General features: G+C 68.6%; 10 protein-coding genes. 3 read left to right on the forward strand and 7 right to left on the reverse strand.

What is annotated here, in order from left to right:
- Positions 1-20: 20 nt before the first annotated feature.
- The 3 genes from ABT170_RS06195 to ABT170_RS06205 form a co-directional block, all read right to left on the reverse strand.
- Entirely contained in the window at positions 21-1,721 is a 1,701-nt protein-coding gene (locus tag ABT170_RS06195) for a serine/threonine protein kinase (protein ID WP_329944709.1), read from the reverse strand.
- A gap of 129 nt (positions 1,722-1,850) precedes the next feature.
- Positions 1,851-4,010: a murein biosynthesis integral membrane protein MurJ gene (gene murJ / locus ABT170_RS06200; RefSeq protein WP_329944710.1), complete on the reverse strand. Its 2,160-nt coding sequence runs from the start codon at positions 4,008-4,010 to the stop codon at positions 1,851-1,853.
- Between the two features lie 49 nt (positions 4,011-4,059).
- Positions 4,060-6,345, reverse strand: coding sequence for a DUF6049 family protein (locus tag ABT170_RS06205; protein ID WP_351864451.1), 2,286 nt, complete (start codon positions 6,343-6,345; stop codon positions 4,060-4,062).
- Between the two features lie 182 nt (positions 6,346-6,527).
- Between ABT170_RS06205 and ABT170_RS06210 the strand changes: the two genes are divergently transcribed.
- Positions 6,528-7,970 (forward strand): CCA tRNA nucleotidyltransferase, encoded by a 1,443-nt coding sequence (locus tag ABT170_RS06210; RefSeq protein ID WP_329944712.1) that lies wholly within the window; start codon positions 6,528-6,530, stop codon positions 7,968-7,970.
- Between the two features lie 162 nt (positions 7,971-8,132).
- Here the strand turns inward: ABT170_RS06210 and ABT170_RS06215 are convergent, their stop codons facing one another.
- The 4 genes from ABT170_RS06215 to ABT170_RS06230 all read right to left on the reverse strand — a co-directional run bounded on the left by ABT170_RS06215 (position 8,133) and on the right by ABT170_RS06230 (position 12,127).
- Positions 8,133-9,401, reverse strand: a complete 1,269-nt coding sequence (locus ABT170_RS06215) for an MFS transporter (RefSeq protein WP_329944713.1) — start codon at positions 9,399-9,401, stop codon at positions 8,133-8,135.
- Positions 9,402-9,524: 123 nt separating this feature from the next.
- Positions 9,525-10,607, reverse strand: coding sequence for an inositol-3-phosphate synthase (locus ABT170_RS06220; RefSeq protein ID WP_145807988.1), 1,083 nt, complete (start codon positions 10,605-10,607; stop codon positions 9,525-9,527).
- A gap of 68 nt (positions 10,608-10,675) precedes the next feature.
- The gene (locus ABT170_RS06225; RefSeq protein WP_329944714.1) at positions 10,676-11,383 is read right to left on the reverse strand and encodes a PadR family transcriptional regulator; all 708 of its coding nucleotides are present in this window, start codon (positions 11,381-11,383) and stop codon (positions 10,676-10,678) included.
- Positions 11,384-11,890: 507 nt separating this feature from the next.
- Positions 11,891-12,127: a hypothetical protein gene (locus ABT170_RS06230; RefSeq protein ID WP_329944715.1), complete on the reverse strand. Its 237-nt coding sequence runs from the start codon at positions 12,125-12,127 to the stop codon at positions 11,891-11,893.
- 78 nt (positions 12,128-12,205) lie between these two features.
- Here ABT170_RS06230 and ABT170_RS06235 point away from each other — a divergent pair, with 78 nt between their 5' ends.
- Positions 12,206-14,527 carry a transglycosylase domain-containing protein gene (locus ABT170_RS06235; protein ID WP_329944716.1) on the forward strand — a complete coding sequence of 774 codons (2,322 nt, stop codon included), beginning with the start codon at positions 12,206-12,208 and terminating at the stop codon, positions 14,525-14,527.
- Between the two features lie 152 nt (positions 14,528-14,679).
- Positions 14,680-16,194: a glycosyltransferase family 87 protein gene (locus ABT170_RS06240; RefSeq protein WP_351864457.1), complete on the forward strand. Its 1,515-nt coding sequence runs from the start codon at positions 14,680-14,682 to the stop codon at positions 16,192-16,194.
- The last annotated feature ends 5 nt before the right edge of the window (positions 16,195-16,199 follow it).

Here is a 16,199-nt window from a genome sequence, read left to right on the forward strand (position 1 = left end):
AGCCCCCTCCCCTGGTGCCGTCAGCTGGTGATCTTGATGTCCGCGACCTTGCCCCGGTAGTTCCCGTCGTCGCTCAGCGGCAGATTTGTCAGCCAGACCAGAACGTACCGTGCCTGCACGGGCTTGCCGGGCTTGAGGGACACCTTTGTTCCGGATCCTTCGGCGATCTTCTTGAAGCCGCCGGGCAGCGCGGGGACGGACGGGTCCTCCGTGGTGCGGAGCTCGACCGAGGTGGTGCCACCGAGGAAGGTGACGTCGACGGAGCCGACCTGCTGGACCTTGCCGAGGTCGAGAACGACGCCGACGCCCTCCTTGAGCCGGCCGAAGTCGGCGCTGTAGTAGCCGTCGGTGTTCCAGAAGGTGCTGGGGTCTCCGTCGTGGACGTTCTTTATCGACCCCGGCTTCTCGGAGCCGTCCACGCCGAGCGGGTCGTAGTCCCGTGCTCCGGCGATGGTGATGGGCTTGCCGCCCTTGATGGCGTTCTTGTCGTCGTTGACGTCCGGGGTGGTCTGTGTGGTGCCGGGGTCCGTGCTGTCGTTCTTGTGGTTGAGGAGTGTCTCGGCGAGCTGCCAGCTGCCGAGCCCCAGGGCGGCGATGAGCAGGGCGGACACGGCCCACTTGAGGGCCCTTCCGGTGCGGCTCTGGAGCGGGGCGGGCGGTGCCGTCATCACGGGCTGGGTCGCCGAGGCAGGACGGGCCGACGGGCGTCCGTAGGTGCCCTGCTGGTAGGTGGTGCGCTGGTACGCGGGCGGGGCGGTGAAGGTGGGCTCGGGCGGCAGGATGCGCGGCATCGCCGCGACCGCCTTGGCCAGCTCGTCGGGAGTGGTGCACGGCGGTTCCTGCCGGGAGGCCGTGGCGCCGTCGTTGGCGAGCGCGCGCATGGCGAGCTCGGAGAGACCGCGGTGGACGCCGGCCCGCACCTGGTCCGGAGCGATCAGCCCCATGCCCTTGGGCAGCCCGGAGAGGCCGTAGGCGTCGCTCTCGTACGGCCAGCGCTGGGTCAGCGCGGCGTACAGCAGGGCGCCGATCGCCTCGGTGTCCGTGCGCAGGGGGCGCTCGGCGGTGATGCCGCGCAGTGCGGCGTTCACGGCGAGCCCGCGGATGCGGTACTGCCCGGTGGAGCTGCGCAGGACGGCGCCGGGCGTGAGCCGGAGGTGGGCCAGCCCCTCGCGGTGGGCGGCCGCCATGGCCTGGGAGATCTGGCTGACGAGCTGATAGGCGTCGTGGGCGTCCATCGGTCCGGCGGCCAGCAGAGCGGTGAGCTCGGTGGCGTCCGGGAGCCATTCGTGGACGACGTAGACGAGATCGTCCTCCTCGACCGCGTCGAGGACCTGCACGAAGCGCGGGTCGCCGAGCAGGGCGGAGGACCGGGCCGCGGCCAGCACCGAGCGGGCGCGCGGGTGGTCGGCGGGGAGCAGATGAACGCCCACCGCGCGGCGCAGCTTCTCATCGACGGCACGCCAGCTGCTGAATCCGTCCAGACGGGTGACGCACTCCTCGAGCCGGTAGCGTCTGGCGAGTTTGTGACCGCTGTGCAGATCGGGCGTCGCCGGGACGGCATCGGAGCTGTCCCGCTCACCGTCCGCGTCGTTGGGGCCTTCGCCCGCTGATTCCTTGGCTTCCGCCGTCCCGTCGGTCGTGGCCTCGTCCGCCTTGGCGGTCAGCGGCTCGTCGCCGCTGTTGTCGGCCACGTCGACGGCAGCCGTGCTACGTTCCGCCACCGTCGTTCCTGCCTCCCCATCCGTTGCGCGATGCCAGCCAGCTCTGCACAGTCACGCCAATTGTGCCCACACTCCGGCGCTATGCACGACACGCGGAGTCCGGCGATGGTTGTGCGGTCGGACGTGTCTTCAGCGTCCGAGCCGTCCCCGGACCATACCCATCAGGCCGTTGACCTCTTCGATGCGCATCTTCTTCGCGGCTGTGAAGAAGACGCCCAGGAGGAGGATGCCGCCGCAGATCAGCGAGACGAGCGAGCCGAGAGCCCCGTCGCCGAGGAGTTCGAGAAGGGCGTAGCCCACGCCGCCGCCGATGACCGCGGCGGGGATGGCCGCCAGGCAGAGCCGGGCGTACGTACGCACCACATGGGCACCGTCCAGATCGCCTCCCAGCCGGTCGCGCAGCCGTCGCCAGGCGATACCCACTCCCACCGCGTAGGCCAGTCCGTACGAGGCCGCCATGCCCACGACCGCCCACCGGGCGGGAAGCACGACGTAGCACAGCGCGGAGGCGGCGGCGTTGACCGCGGCGACGATGACCGTGTTGTAGAAGGGGGTGCGGGTGTCCTCGTAGGCGTAGAACCCGCGCAGCACGACGTACTGCACGGAGTACGGGATGAGGCCGAGACCGAAGGCCATCAGGATGAAGCCCATGGACCGTGCGGCCTCGGTGCCGCTGGAGGCGTACAGCAGGGTGCACATCGGCAGCCCGAGCGCGAGGAAGCTGAAGGCGACCGGCACGATGGCGACCGCGGAGTTGCGCAGCCCCTGCGAGATGTCGTCGCGGACTGCGCCGGGGTCGTTGTCGTGGGCGGCCCGGGAGATGCGGGGCAGCAGCGCGGCCATGACGGAGACGGTGATGATGGCCTGCGGCATGCCCCAGATCAGCTGGGCGTTGGAGTAGGCGAGGAAGCCCGTGCCGTCCTTGCCGGCGAGCTTGCCGGCCGAGGTCGCGAGCTGGGTGACGACGAGCACACCCGCCTGGTTGGCCAGGACGAACAGGACGGTCCACTTGGCCAGCTTGATCGTCTTGCCGAGGCCGTGGCCCTTCCAGTCGAAGCGCGGGCGGAAGCGGAACCCCGCCTCGCGCAGATACGGGATCATCGCGAGGGCCTGGACGACCAGTCCGAGCAGGGTGCCGATACCCAGCAGGCGCACGCCCTCCGGCGGGATCGTGTCCACCCCCATCCGGGACTCGGCGGAGGTGCCGTAGACCCAGATGAACAGACCGAACGTGAAGATCATGACGATGTTGTTGAGGACCGGGGTCCACATCATCGCGCCGAACTTTCCGCGGGCGTTGAGGATCTGCCCCATCACCACGTGCACGCCCATGAAGAAGATGGTCGGCAGGCAGTACCGGGCGAAGGTGACGGCCACACTGTCGGCCGCCGCGTCGTTCGCGATCGTGCTCGACATGAGATGGATCAGCAGCGGCGCGGCGAAGACCGCCACGGCGACGATCAGGCCGAGCGCGACCATCACCAGTGTCAGCAGCCGGTTGGCGTAGGCCTCGCCGCCGTCCTCGTCGTCCTTCATGGAGCGGACGAGCTGGGGTACGAAGACCGAGTTGAGGCCGCCGCCCACGGTGAGGATGTAGATCATCGTCGGCAGGGTGTACGCGATGGTGAAACTGTCACCGAGCATCGCGGCGCCCAGCGCGGCGGTGATGACCAGGCTGCGGACGAAGCCGGTGAGCCGGGAGACGAGGGTGCCGGCCGCCATCAGCGCGCTGGACTTCAGCAGACTGGAGGCGCGGCCGCCGGACTTCGGAGGTACCGGTGCCGGGGCGGCTTCGGGCTCCGGCGGACCCGGCGGCCTTCCGGTGCCTTCCTGGTCACGGAAGAGGTGGGCGAAGGCGTCCGGCTCCTCGCGGTCGTCGGACGCCTGTGTGACCAGCGCGTCCACTCCGACGAACTGGGTGGTCGCCGCGTTGTCGCCGTAGGGCAGGTGGCGGGAGGGGCCTGCGGGCTCGGGCGGCGGGGTCTGGGCCCAGAGGCGCGGGTCGGGGGCGTACGGGGCCGGGGGAGGCTGCTGGTAGAGCGGCTGCGGCTCCTGGTAGGTGCCGGGCGGCGGCGGTGGGTGCGAGGCGCGGTCGTAGAGCGCCTCGTTCACCGGATCCTGGGCGGCGAGGTCCTGCGCCCGGTAGGGGTCGTGCTCGTAGGCGTGCTGGAGGTACGGGTCGGATGGCACCGGACCGTCCTGGCCGGAGCCCGGAGGCACGGGTGGCCCGCCGGGATACCCTCCCCCGCCCACACCCTGGCCGCGGTCACCGTCGTACGGCGCGTTCATCGAAACCCCACCTCATCGTCCCCGGCCGACCGGCCACGACAGACATCGCTCAACGGTCCACTTTCTCACCCGTATCCGACGGGGCCCCGCTTTCCGGTCCGGTGTCCGGGGTCGGGTCACTCGGCTGCTCGGGTTCGCCGCCGTTGCCGTCCGCCGTGTCGCTTGCGATGGAGCGCTTGCGGTGGGTGTACATCCGGACGCCGGCGAGGACCAGCAGCAGCAGCCCGCCGGCGATCACCAGCAGCACGGTGGGGGTGACTTCGGACACCTTCACCGTGAACGTCATCTCTTCGCCGTACGGCGTTCCGTCCTCGGTGAACAGCCGCGCGGTGACGCGCGCCTGGCCGTTGGCGTTGGCCGACGCGTCGAACTTCAGCGACTGGCTGTGCCCGCCCGCGATCTTGACCGGCAGCTCGGCCACTGATCCGTCATCGTCGAACTTGAGCCGGATGTTGTCCGACGTCACCTTGAGGACCAGATGGTCGACGCCCTGCACCAGCTTGTTCTGCACCGTCACCGGGATCGTCGCGCTGCGGCCGGAGAGGGTGACGTCCGACTTCTCGATGAGCGTGACCTCGTTGGAGAGGCCCTGCAGATAGGTGCGGACCGAGTCACGGTACTGCTGTGCTTCCAGCGGGCTGCCGCGCCAGGACGTCGACATCGAGCGGTTGATCGCGTTGCCGAAGGGGGTCACGACCCGCTCGGGCTGGGTGAGGACGACCCGGAAGCTGTTGAGCGAGTCCTGGGTCGTCCTGATGTCCTGGAACGCCTGGGTGGGCAGTTCTTGGTCGCGGAGCTTCTTGGGGTACTTGGAGGCCTTGGGCACCTTCGTGGTGGCCCGTGCGTCGGGTTTCACCTCGGCCGCCGCCACCAGGTCCAGGGGCTGCGTCCAGTGACCGTCACCGAGCGCCCGCAGGGCGGTGGCCATCGTCTGGGCCTGGGCGGCGGTGGGCATCCGCTGCGGCGCCACCACGATGCTGCGCTCGTTCTCCGGATCCTGCTCGGTCAGCGCCAGCGTCTGGGCGAGGAACTTCTGGACGGCGAGCGTCGAGGCACCCGCCTTCGACATGTCGCCGTCGAACGCGGTGGACAGCCGGGCGTCGGCGACGACCGCGGTGGTGCCGCCGCCGATCGGCCGGGCCGCGGTCGGCGTGTACGGCAGGTTGCCGGTCTCCCGGAGGCTGTCGCTGCGCGCGATCACCTTGTGGGCACCCGCCGAGGTGGCCACATCGACGATCGACGGGTCGATGGCGCCGTTCACGGGCCAGGCGAAGTCCGTGGACGGCTTCACGTGCAGGACGGTCTCCACCGTCTTCGCGGCCACTTCGGAGGCGGTCTGCAAATGGCTCAGGGTGCCGGAGACGCTCTTGCCACGATGGGCGATGGACGCCAGATCGGGGTCGGCGAACGGCAGGGCGATCACCTTGTCGTCCTCCACCGCGGCCTCCAGCGAGGTGAGCCACTGCTTGGCGATGTCCTGGTTCTTCCCCGCGACCGTGGAGTCACCGACCTTGACCTGGTAGTTCTTGGTCATCGCGTCGACGCCGGCCAGCAGGTCGGGGTCGATGACCCAGGTCACCGGCAGCTGGCTGCCCAGCGACACCATCTGTTCGAGCCGTCCACCGGGGGCCAGCTCCGCGGCGAGGTCGTCGTTCGCGAACACCGGTGTCTGCTGTTCGTCCGAGCCCGTCTCCGCCGTCACATGCGGGGAAGCGATCAGGGGCCAGAGGAACGTCATCCCGGTCTTGCTGTCGGTGTCCTCGGGCTGCCAGGGCAGGAAGGAACGCTCGATGCCGAGGACCTGCCCGTACCCGCTGCCGGACGTCCGGCCCGAGAGCGAGACGCCGAGCTGATAGACACCCTCGTCGTCCAGCCCGAGCTTGTCGACGGGAACGGCGAGCGTGAAGTCCTGGCTGATGCCGCTGCGCAGCTTGGGGACCTTCAGCGTGTACTTGCCGCCGATCTCCACCGGGTCCGCCCCGGGGACGTAACCGGTGCGCTTGGCCGCGTCGTCGATCTCGCCCCTGCTGGACAGCCGCGGGCCCACCCGCAGGCCGACCTCGCCGTCGGTGACCGTTTCCTTGCCCTTGTTGGTCAGGGTGCCGGAAATGGTCAGTGTGTCGCCCTCCACCGGTGCGTTCGGGGAGAGGGTGTTCAGGGACACGTCGACCGTACGGGAACCGGTGGGAGCCTTGCCGGTTTCAGCGGCCTGCGCGGCCGGGCCGGTCAGCAGAGCGGCCACCAACGGTGCTCCGAGCGCCGCGGCGGCTGTGCGCCGCAGCCACCGGCGGGCAGGAGAGGGACTGATCCCCTGAAAGTCTGCCGCCTCGGCCACGCGCCTACCCGTCCCTCGTCGTCGTCAGCTGCTGTCGATCGTTGTCGGTTCTGCGTCCCCGCATGGTAACGATGTGCGCGGGGGCGAAGTGCTGGGGACCGAGCGACATGATCGGGAGAGTCTTGCAGGGTCCCGGTAAACGATGACGCTCGGGCCGGTCCATGCACGTAACCTTTTCTGTTGTGCCGAACGCCAACGAAGACAACGCCAGTGCCCTGAGTCAGGTGCAGCACCGCGCAGTGAGTGAGCTGCTGCGGGTGTCCCCGGTCGCCGACGACCTCGCCCGCCGATTCGAGGAGGCCGGATTCAGCCTCGCCCTGGTGGGCGGCTCGGTCCGTGACGCGCTGCTCGGCAGGCTCGGGAACGACCTGGACTTCACGACCGATGCCCGCCCCGAGGACGTGCTCAGGATCGTGCGTCCGTGGGCCGACTCGGTGTGGGAGGTCGGGATCGCCTTCGGCACCGTCGGCTCCCAGAAGGACGGCTACCAGATCGAGGTCACCACCTACCGGTCGGAGGCCTACGACAGGACCTCGCGCAAGCCGGAGGTCTCCTACGGCGACTCCATCGAGGAAGATCTCGTACGCCGGGACTTCACGGTGAACGCGATGGCGGTCGCTCTGCCGCAGAAGGAGTTCATCGATCCGCACGGCGGTCTCCGGGATCTCTCGGAGCGGGTGCTGCGTACTCCGGGTACGCCCGAGGAGTCCTTCTCCGACGACCCGCTGCGCATGCTGCGGGCCGCGCGGTTCGCCGCGCAGCTGGACTTCGAGGTCGCGCCCGAGGTCGTGACGGCCATGACCGAAATGGCCGGGCGCATCGAGATCGTCTCCGCCGAGCGGGTCCGTGAGGAGCTCAACAAGCTGCTTCTCTCCGCGCATCCCCGCAAGGGGCTGGGGCTGCTGGTGGACACGGGCCTGGCGGACCGGGTGCTGCCCGAGCTTCCCGCACTGCGACTGGAAAGTGACGAGCATCACCGTCACAAGGATGTCTACGAGCACTCCCTGACCGTCCTGGAGCAGGCCATCGACCTGGAGGAGGACGGTCCCGACCTCGTTCTCCGGCTCGCCGCGCTGCTTCATGACATCGGCAAGCCGAGGACGCGACGCTTCGAGAGCGACGGCCGTGTCTCCTTCCACCATCACGAAGTGGTGGGCGCCAAGATGGCCAAGAAGCGGCTGACCGAGCTCAAGTACTCCAATGACATGGTCAAGGACATCTCGAAGCTGGTGGAACTGCATCTGCGGTTCCACGGTTACGGTGACGGCGAGTGGACCGACTCGGCGGTGCGCAGATATGTGCGTGATGCCGGACCGCTGCTGGACCGGCTCCACAAGCTGACCCGGTCGGACTGCACGACGCGGAACAAGCGCAAGGCGAATGCTCTCTCGCGGACCTACGACGGGCTGGAGGAGCGCATCGCGCTGCTGCAGGAGCAGGAGGAGCTGGACTCCATCCGCCCGGATCTGGACGGCAACGAGATCATGCGGGTGCTGGACGTCGGTCCCGGACCAGTGATCGGCAAGGCCTACGCGTTTCTCCTGGAGCTGCGACTGGAGAACGGGCCCATGGAGCACGAGGCGGCGGTGGCGGCACTCAAGGAGTGGTGGGCCGCACAGAGCTGAGCGATCCGCCGGTCATGTTTCACGTGAAACATGACCGGCGGATCGTCGAGCGAGGGGCACTGTTTCACGTGAAACAGTGCCCCTCGGCATGTCCGCGCAGTGCACCGCGCGCCCGGTCGCCCGCGTGGCCCTGCCGATTCCGTCCATGCCTGGCCCGTCCCGCTAAGGCCTGCCGCTCGTTCGCCGCCACCGGAACAGCGCCACCGAGACGGCCGCGTAGAGCACGGCCACTCCCACCACCACGGTGACCGACCTGCCGTCCGGGGGCAGCATCAGGGCCGACACGGCGGCAGCCCCCACGAACGCGACGTTGAACAGCACGTCGTAGAGCGAGAAGACCCGGCCCCGGAAGGCGTCGTCCACCGAGGTCTGCACCACCGTGTCCGTCGCGATCTTCGAGCCCTGTGTCACGACTCCGAGGACGAACGCGGCGACCAGCATCGGCGCCGGAGCGAAGGTCAGCCCCAGCGCGGGTTCCAGGACGGCCGCTGTCCCGGCGCACACGATCATCCAGCCGTACCGCCCGACGCGCCCCACCGCCCAGGGGGTCAGAACGGCGGCGACGAAGAAGCCCGCGCCCGAGATCCCGACCGCCAGGCCGAGCAGCGCGAGCCCGTCGGACTCGGTGTCCGACCATGCGTAGCGGCACAGCATCAGCACCATCACGGTGAGGGCGCCGTAGCAGAAGCGGATCACGGTCATGGCGGCGAGCGCGCGGGCCGCGTCCTTCCCTTCCGCCAGATGGCGCAGTCCGGCGGCGAGACCGCGGGCCGTGACGGCCAGCGCCGCCCGCAGCCGCAGGGGATCCCCGTCGCGGTCGGGTCCCAGGAGCTTTCGGGGCAGGCTCAGCGAGGCCAGTGCCGACAGGAGATAGAGCAGCGCGCCCAGGGTGACCACGGCGGCATCGGACTCGTCCGCCAGCAGGCGTACGACGAAGGCGAGACCGCCACCCGCGGTGGCCGCGAGCGTACCGGCGGTCGGGGAGAGGGAGTTGGCCATGACGAGGCGGTCGGCGTCGACCACACGGGGCAGCGCCGCGGAGAGGCCGGCCAGCACGAAGCGGTTGACCGCCGTGACGCAGAGGGCCGAGGCGTAGAAGAGCCAGTCCGGTACCGAGCCCAGGATCAGCAGAGCCGTGCAGCAGGCGAGGCCCGCGCGCAGCAGGTTCCCGTACAGGAAGACCTGACGGCGTGGCCAGCGGTCCAGCAGGACACCGGCGAACGGACCGACCAGGGAGTACGGGAGGAGGAGCACGGCCATCGCCGAGGCGATCGCGCCGGCCGAGGCCTGCTTCTCCGGGGAGAAGACGACATGTGCGGCGAGGGCGACCTGATAGACGCCGTCCGCCGACTGGGAGAGGAGCCGCACGGCGAGGAGGCGACGGAAGTTCCGAAGGCGCAGGAGTATGCGCAGATCACGCGCGACAGGCATGTGAGCAAGCGTCACACACGTCGGGGGTCCCCGGGCGCATTGCCCGGGGACCCCCGACGTACGGCAAGGGGAGGAGCGTTGCCGCTCATCGCCCTGGTGAGGCTGTCAGCCGTGCCGGCCGATTCAGCGCTCGACGTCGCCGCTGATGAACTTCTCGACGTTCTCGCGGGCCTCGTCGTCGAAGTACTGGACCGGCGGGGACTTCATGAAGTACGAGGACGCGGAGAGGATCGGGCCACCGATGCCGCGGTCCTTGGCGATCTTCGCCGCACGCACGGCGTCGATGATGACACCGGCGGAGTTCGGGGAGTCCCACACCTCAAGCTTGTACTCAAGGTTCAGCGGAACGTCGCCGAAGGCACGGCCCTCAAGGCGCACGTACGCCCACTTGCGGTCGTCCAGCCAGGCCACGTAGTCCGAGGGGCCGATGTGGACGTTGTCCGCACCGAGCTCACGGTCACGGATCTGCGAGGTGACGGCCTGGGTCTTGGAGATCTTCTTGGACTCCAGGCGCTCACGCTCGAGCATGTTCTTGAAGTCCATGTTGCCGCCGACGTTCAGCTGCATCGTGCGGTCCAGGATGACACCCCGGTCCTCGAAGAGCTTCGCCATCACGCGGTGCGTGATGGTGGCGCCGACCTGGGACTTGATGTCGTCGCCGACGATCGGGACACCGGCCTCGGTGAACTTGTCCGCCCACTCCTTGGTGCCGGCGATGAAGACCGGGAGAGCGTTGACGAACGCGACCTTGGCGTCGATGGCGCACTGCGCGTAGAACTTCGCAGCGACCTCGGAACCGACGGGCAGGTAGCAGACGAGGACGTCGACCTGCTTGTCCTTGAGGATCTGGACGATGTCGACCGGCGCCTCGGTGGACTCCTCGATCGTCTCGCGGTAGTACTTGCCGAGACCGTCGTGGGTGTGGCCGCGCTGAACGGTCACGCCCGTGTTCGGCACGTCAGCGATCTTGATGGTGTTGTTCTCGCTGGCGCCGATGGCGTCCGCGAGGTCGAGGCCGACCTTCTTCGCGTCGACGTCGAAGGCGGCGACGAACTCGACGTCGCTGACGTGGTAATCGCCGAACTGGACGTGCATCAGACCGGGCACCTTGCCGGCCGGATCTGCGTCCTTGTAGTACTCGACGCCCTGCACCAGCGAGGCGGCGCAGTTGCCCACGCCTACGATGGCTACGCGAACCGAACCCATTCCGGTTGCTCCCTGTGTGTTCTCGGTATGACCGATGAAGGATGAAGCCCTGCGGAACTGCGGGGACTTCACTTGGCGGTGTCGTCGGACGGATCCGGCGGGGTGTTACCCCGGTGCCGGGGCAGGCCGCCCGTCTCTCCTGATGTGTCCTGCTGAGCTGAGCCCTCGGGCGAGGATCGTCGCTGATCCCGTCCCGACCGCTCGCTCTCGATGAGCTCGTTCAGCCAGCGCACTTCGCGCTCCACGGACTCCATGCCGTGCCGCTGCAGCTCAAGTGTGTAGTCGTCGAGTCGTTCACGGGTCCGGGCGAGGGAGGCGCGCATCTTCTCCAGACGCTCCTCCAGCCTGCTGCGCCGGCCTTCCAGCACGCGCATCCGCACTTCACGTTCCGTCTGACCGAAGAAGGCGAAGCGTGCCGCGAAGTGCTCGTCCTCCCAGGCATCCGGTCCGGTGTGCGAGAGCAGCTCCTCGAAGTGCTCCTTACCTTCTGCCGTCAGCCGGTAGACGATCTTGGCCCGGCGCCCCGCGAGTGACGAGGCGGGAGCCGCGGCCCGGCCGGTGACCGGCGGAAGGTCTGCCGGGGCACTTCCCGGTTCCTCGATCAACCAGCCGTTGGCGACCAGCGTCTTGAGGCAGGGGTAGAGCGTGCCGTAGCTGAACGCGCGGAAGATCCCCAACGAGGTGTTGAGGCGTTTGCGCAGCTCGTAGCCGTGCATCGGGGACTCGCGGAGCAGGCCGAGGACGGCGAATTCGAGGATGCCGGAGCGTCTGCTCACCTTCGCCTCCTCCTTCTCCGAGTGCTCCCGCGGAGCTCTTACGGCGAACTTATGCCGCGCTGATGTATCGACTCGATACATCAGCACGATAGATCGGTCAGCACGGTTCGACAAGGGGAGCCTTCGTGAACGGCGTCACATCACCAATTCGTAGGAAGCGACTTGCGTTATTTGGGGTGAACTTCGGCCCTAGGTGGGTTTTGACCGTGCGTAGTCTGTGCGGCATGCAGACCACCGGGAACCGAGTGACGCCGCCGGGCGTCAGTCATCGCGGACTGGCGGATGCGCTGCGGGGAAGCCTTCCGCAGGGCTTGTCCGTAATTCGGGGGGACCGGATCTCAACTGCCGCTTCCAGGCGCTCTCGCCTGCCCGAGGAGTAGTCGTTCGATGAGCGAGCACCGTCGCAAAACGCCTGAGCCGCAAGGTGGCGGGCGTGCAGCGGCCAGACGAGCCGCCCAGCAGTCCACAGGACGCCGCGCGGCACCGTCACGCAGAGCAACAACAGAGTCACCTTCCGAACCCCATGGCGAGGAGCGCCCGTACGGGGGCCGCGCCGAGGCCCGTCGTGCCGCACAGCGCGGCGGCCGGCGGCGGGGCGGCGAAGAGGCGGGCTCCGCAGGCCATGGGGCCGGCGGAGGCGGCCGACGACGCGGTGGCGGAGGGGGCGGGCACGATGGCCCGCGCGGCCGGGGACGCGGTGACAGCCGCCCCGGCAAGAAGCGTGTCATCGACTACCCGCGCCACGGGAAGTACGGCTTCCGTCGCTGGGTACCGTCGTGGAAGCTGGTCTCCGGCGTCTGCCTGGGCTTCCTCGGGGTCCTGATGGGCGCGGCCGGGATCGCGTACGCGCTGGTCGTCCCCCCGGAGGTCAACAACGCGGCCAAGGCGCAGAACAACGTCTACTACTGGGCCGACGGTACGCAGATGGTGGCGACCGGAGGCGAGGTCAACCGCCAGGTGATCAGCTACGGGCAGATCCCCGAGGCGATGCGGAACGCCGTGATCTCGGCAGAGAACAAGACGTTCGACGACGACCGGGGCATCGACCCGATGGGCATCGCCCGCGCCGTGTTCAACATGGCCAAGGGCGGTGATACCCAGGGCGGTTCGACGATCACGCAGCAGTATGTGAAGAACTCGATGCTGAGCCAGGAACAGACGCTGAGCCGCAAGGTCAAGGAACTGTTCATCACGCTCAAGGTCGGTGGTACGGCCAACAAGGAAGACGTGATGGCCGGCTACCTCAACGTCTCCTACTACGGCCGTGGCGCATCGGGTCTCCAGGCGGCGGCCCGTACGTACTACGGCAAGGACGCCTCCAAGCTCAACCCGAGCGAGTGCGCCTTCCTGGCGACCCTCCTCAAGGGCGCGAGCTACTACGACCCGGCCGGTGCCCCTGAGGTCGGCAAGGAGAAGACCTCCGCGAAGGCGAACACCAAGCGTGCGAAGGAACGCTGGGAGTGGATCCTCAACGAGCAGGTCAAGGACAAGCGGATGTCGCAGCAGGAGCGCGACAAGTACACCGAGTTCCCGATGCCGCTGAAGCCGAAGAAGAACGCCCAGCTGGGCGGTCAGACCGGCTACCTCGTTGACCTCGCCAAGAACTACTTCATCAACAACAGCAGCCCGAAGGTCGACGCCGAGGACCTCGCCCTGGGCGGCTACGAGATCCACACGACCTTCGAGAAGGGCAAGGTCAAGGCCCTCAGCGACGCGGTGGAGAAGGTCTACAAGGCCAAGATCGACCCGGAGAAGCGCCCCGGGACCGACACCCATGTGGAGTTCGGCGGGGCGTCGATCGACGCGAAGACCGGCGCCATGCTCGCCACGTACGGCGGTCAGGACGCCACCGAGCACTACACCAACAACGCCAACCCGACCGGTGCGCAGGTCGGCTCGACCTTCAAGCCGTTCGTGCTGGCCGCGGCCATGCAGTACGGCAAGCGCGATCCGTCGCTGGGGGCCGAGCAGGGCGATTCGGAGCGCACCCTGGTGTCGCCGAAGAGCGTCTACAACGGTGACGACAAGCTGGAGATCAAGAACTACAACGGCGAGGTCTGGAAGGACGAGAACGACAACAGCTGGCTCCAGACCAACGACGGCAACCACGACTACGGCGACATCGACCTGCGGTACGCCATGCAGGAGTCGGCGAACTCCCCCTATGTGCAGCTCGGCATGGATGTCGGGACGGACAAGGTGAAGGACGTCGCCGTCGCCGCGGGACTGCGTGACGACGACTACATGGCGAACGCGACCGTGCCGTCGTTCTCCATCGGTACGTCCTCGCCCAGCGCCATCCGGATGGCCAGCGCCTACGCCACCTTCGCCACCAGTGGTCAGCAGAACGAACCGTTCTCGGTGACCGAGGTGAAGAAGAAGGGCAACGTCATCTACCGGCACCAGAAGAAGCCCAAGCGTGCCTTCGACCCCGTCATCGCGGACAACGTCACGGACGTCCTGAAGAACGTCGTGGAGAACGGAACGGGTACGCCCGCCCAGCTCCCCGGCCGTGATGTCGCGGGCAAGACCGGTACGACGGACGGCAACAAGTCGGCCTGGTTCGTCGGCTACACCCCGCAGATCTCGACCGCGATCAGCATGTTCCGGCTGGACGACGACGAGAAGAACAAGGACCGTGAGTTCCTGAAGATGTTCGGCACGGGTGGCGAGAAGAAGATCCACGGTGCCTCGTTCCCCGCGTCGATCTGGCACGACTACATGGCCGGTGCGATGAAGGGGAAGAAGGTCGTGCGCTTCCCCGAACCGCAGCCCCTGGGTGACACGCTGTACGGCGGTGGTGCGGTCAGCCCGACCCCGACGCCCAGCCCGACCCCCTCGGACACCCCCTCCAGCGAGGCACCCTCGACGCCGTCGCCCGACCCCTCCACGGCGTCGCCCACACCGACCAACACCTGTAACCCGCTCGACTGGCAGTGCAACAACAACGGCGGCGGTGCCAACACCGGTGCGGACGGCGGTGGGAACAACGCCGGTGCCGACGGCGGCTCCGACACGGGAGCCACCGACGGATCCGCCAACTCCGGAGCCAACCAGGGCGCCACGGGCGGTGCCGACGGAAGCGGCGGGAACGGGAACGGCGGGAACGGGAACACCGGAACCATCTGGGGCGGCGGGGGCTAGCCACTCCCTCCGGGACTCCACCGGGCAGCCCGCCCGGAATCCAGCACCCGGAACTCCACGGGCCGACGAGGGCCGCCGCACCACACCCGGTGCGGCGGCCCTCGTCGTGTCCCCGGCCCGGCCACGCCCCGCCCACAGCCCCGTACGGCAGGATGTGCGGCATGCCAAGCGCAGAAGACACGAGCGTGCACCAGGAGCGGCCCGTCGTACGGCCCACGCGCCAGGACGAGGTCGCCGCAGCGGGCAGCGAGCTGATCGGCGGGCGGGTGGGCCGCTGGGCGCGGCTCGGCGACGGTCCGCTGACGCCCGTGCGGGTCATCGCCCTGGTGGCGATCGGGATGTTCGCACTCGGCATGGTGCAGAAGATCCCCTGTTACGAGTGGGCCTGGTTCAAGGGCGCCACCTCGCAGTACACCCACGCCTGCTACTCCGACATCCCGCATCTCTTCCTGGGGCGGGGATTCGCCGATGGTCTCGTGCCGTACTTCGACGAGATCGGCGGTGACATGCAGTACCTCGAATACCCCGTTCTGACCGGGGTGTTCATGCAGGTCGCCGCGTGGCTGACGCTGACGCCGGACAGTGACCCGCTCCAGCAGCGCGAGCAGATGTTCTGGATGGTCAACGCGGGCATGCTGATGATCTGCGCCGTGGTCATCGCGGTGTGCACCTCCCGTACGCACCGGCGGCGCCCCTGGGACGGGCTGCTGGTCGCACTCGCCCCCGCGTTCGCGCTCACCGCGACGATCAACTGGGACCTGCTGGCCGTCGCTCTGACGGCCGCGGCGATGCTCATGTGGTCCCGGGGGCGGGTGATCGCCTTCGGCGTCCTCATCGGCCTGGCGACGGCCGCCAAGCTCTATCCCGTCCTGCTGCTCGGCCCGCTCCTCGTGCTGTGCTGGCGGGCGGGCAGAGGGAAGGAGTTCGGGCAGGCGGCCATCGGCGCGGCGGCGGCCTGGCTGGCGGTCAACCTGCCGGTGATGCTGTTCGCCCCCGAGGGGTGGAAGAAGTTCTACACGTTCAGCCAGGAACGGCCGATCGACTTCGGCTCGTTCTGGCTGATCATCACGCAGCGCACGGGGAAGGCCATCGACGTCGGCACGGTGAACACGGCGTCGGTGCTGCTGATGGCCGTGTGCTGCGCGGGGATCGCCGCACTGGCGCTGATGGCCCCGCGCAGGCCCCGGTTCGCCCAGCTCGCGTTCCTGGTGGTGGCCGCGTTCGTCCTGACGAACAAGGTCTACTCGCCGCAGTACGTGCTCTGGCTGATCCCGCTGGCGGTGCTGGCCAGGCCGCGCTGGCGCGACTTCCTCGTCTGGCAGGCCTGCGAGGTCATGTACTTCATGGGGATCTGGCTGTACCTCGCGTACACGACCAGTGGCGACAAGCACCAGGGGCTGCCGCAGGACGGCTATCAGCTCGCGATCGTCCTGCACCTGATGGGAACGCTGTACCTCTGTGCCGTGGTCGTACGGGACATCCTGCTGCCCGAGCGGGACGGGGTGCGGAGCGACGGGTCGGACGATCCCTCGGGCGGGGTCCTCGACGGGGCGCCGGACGCGTTCGTCCTGGGGCCGGCGGTGCATCCGTCCCGGCACGCGGCGTCCGCGGTCGAGGGGCCGCGGGTGGAATGGGGCACGGCGAGCGACCGGACCGCCGCCGACTGACCCGC

This window comes from Streptomyces sp. NPDC001787 (assembly GCF_040297465.1).
Classification (GTDB): Bacteria; Actinomycetota; Actinomycetes; order Streptomycetales; family Streptomycetaceae; genus Streptomyces.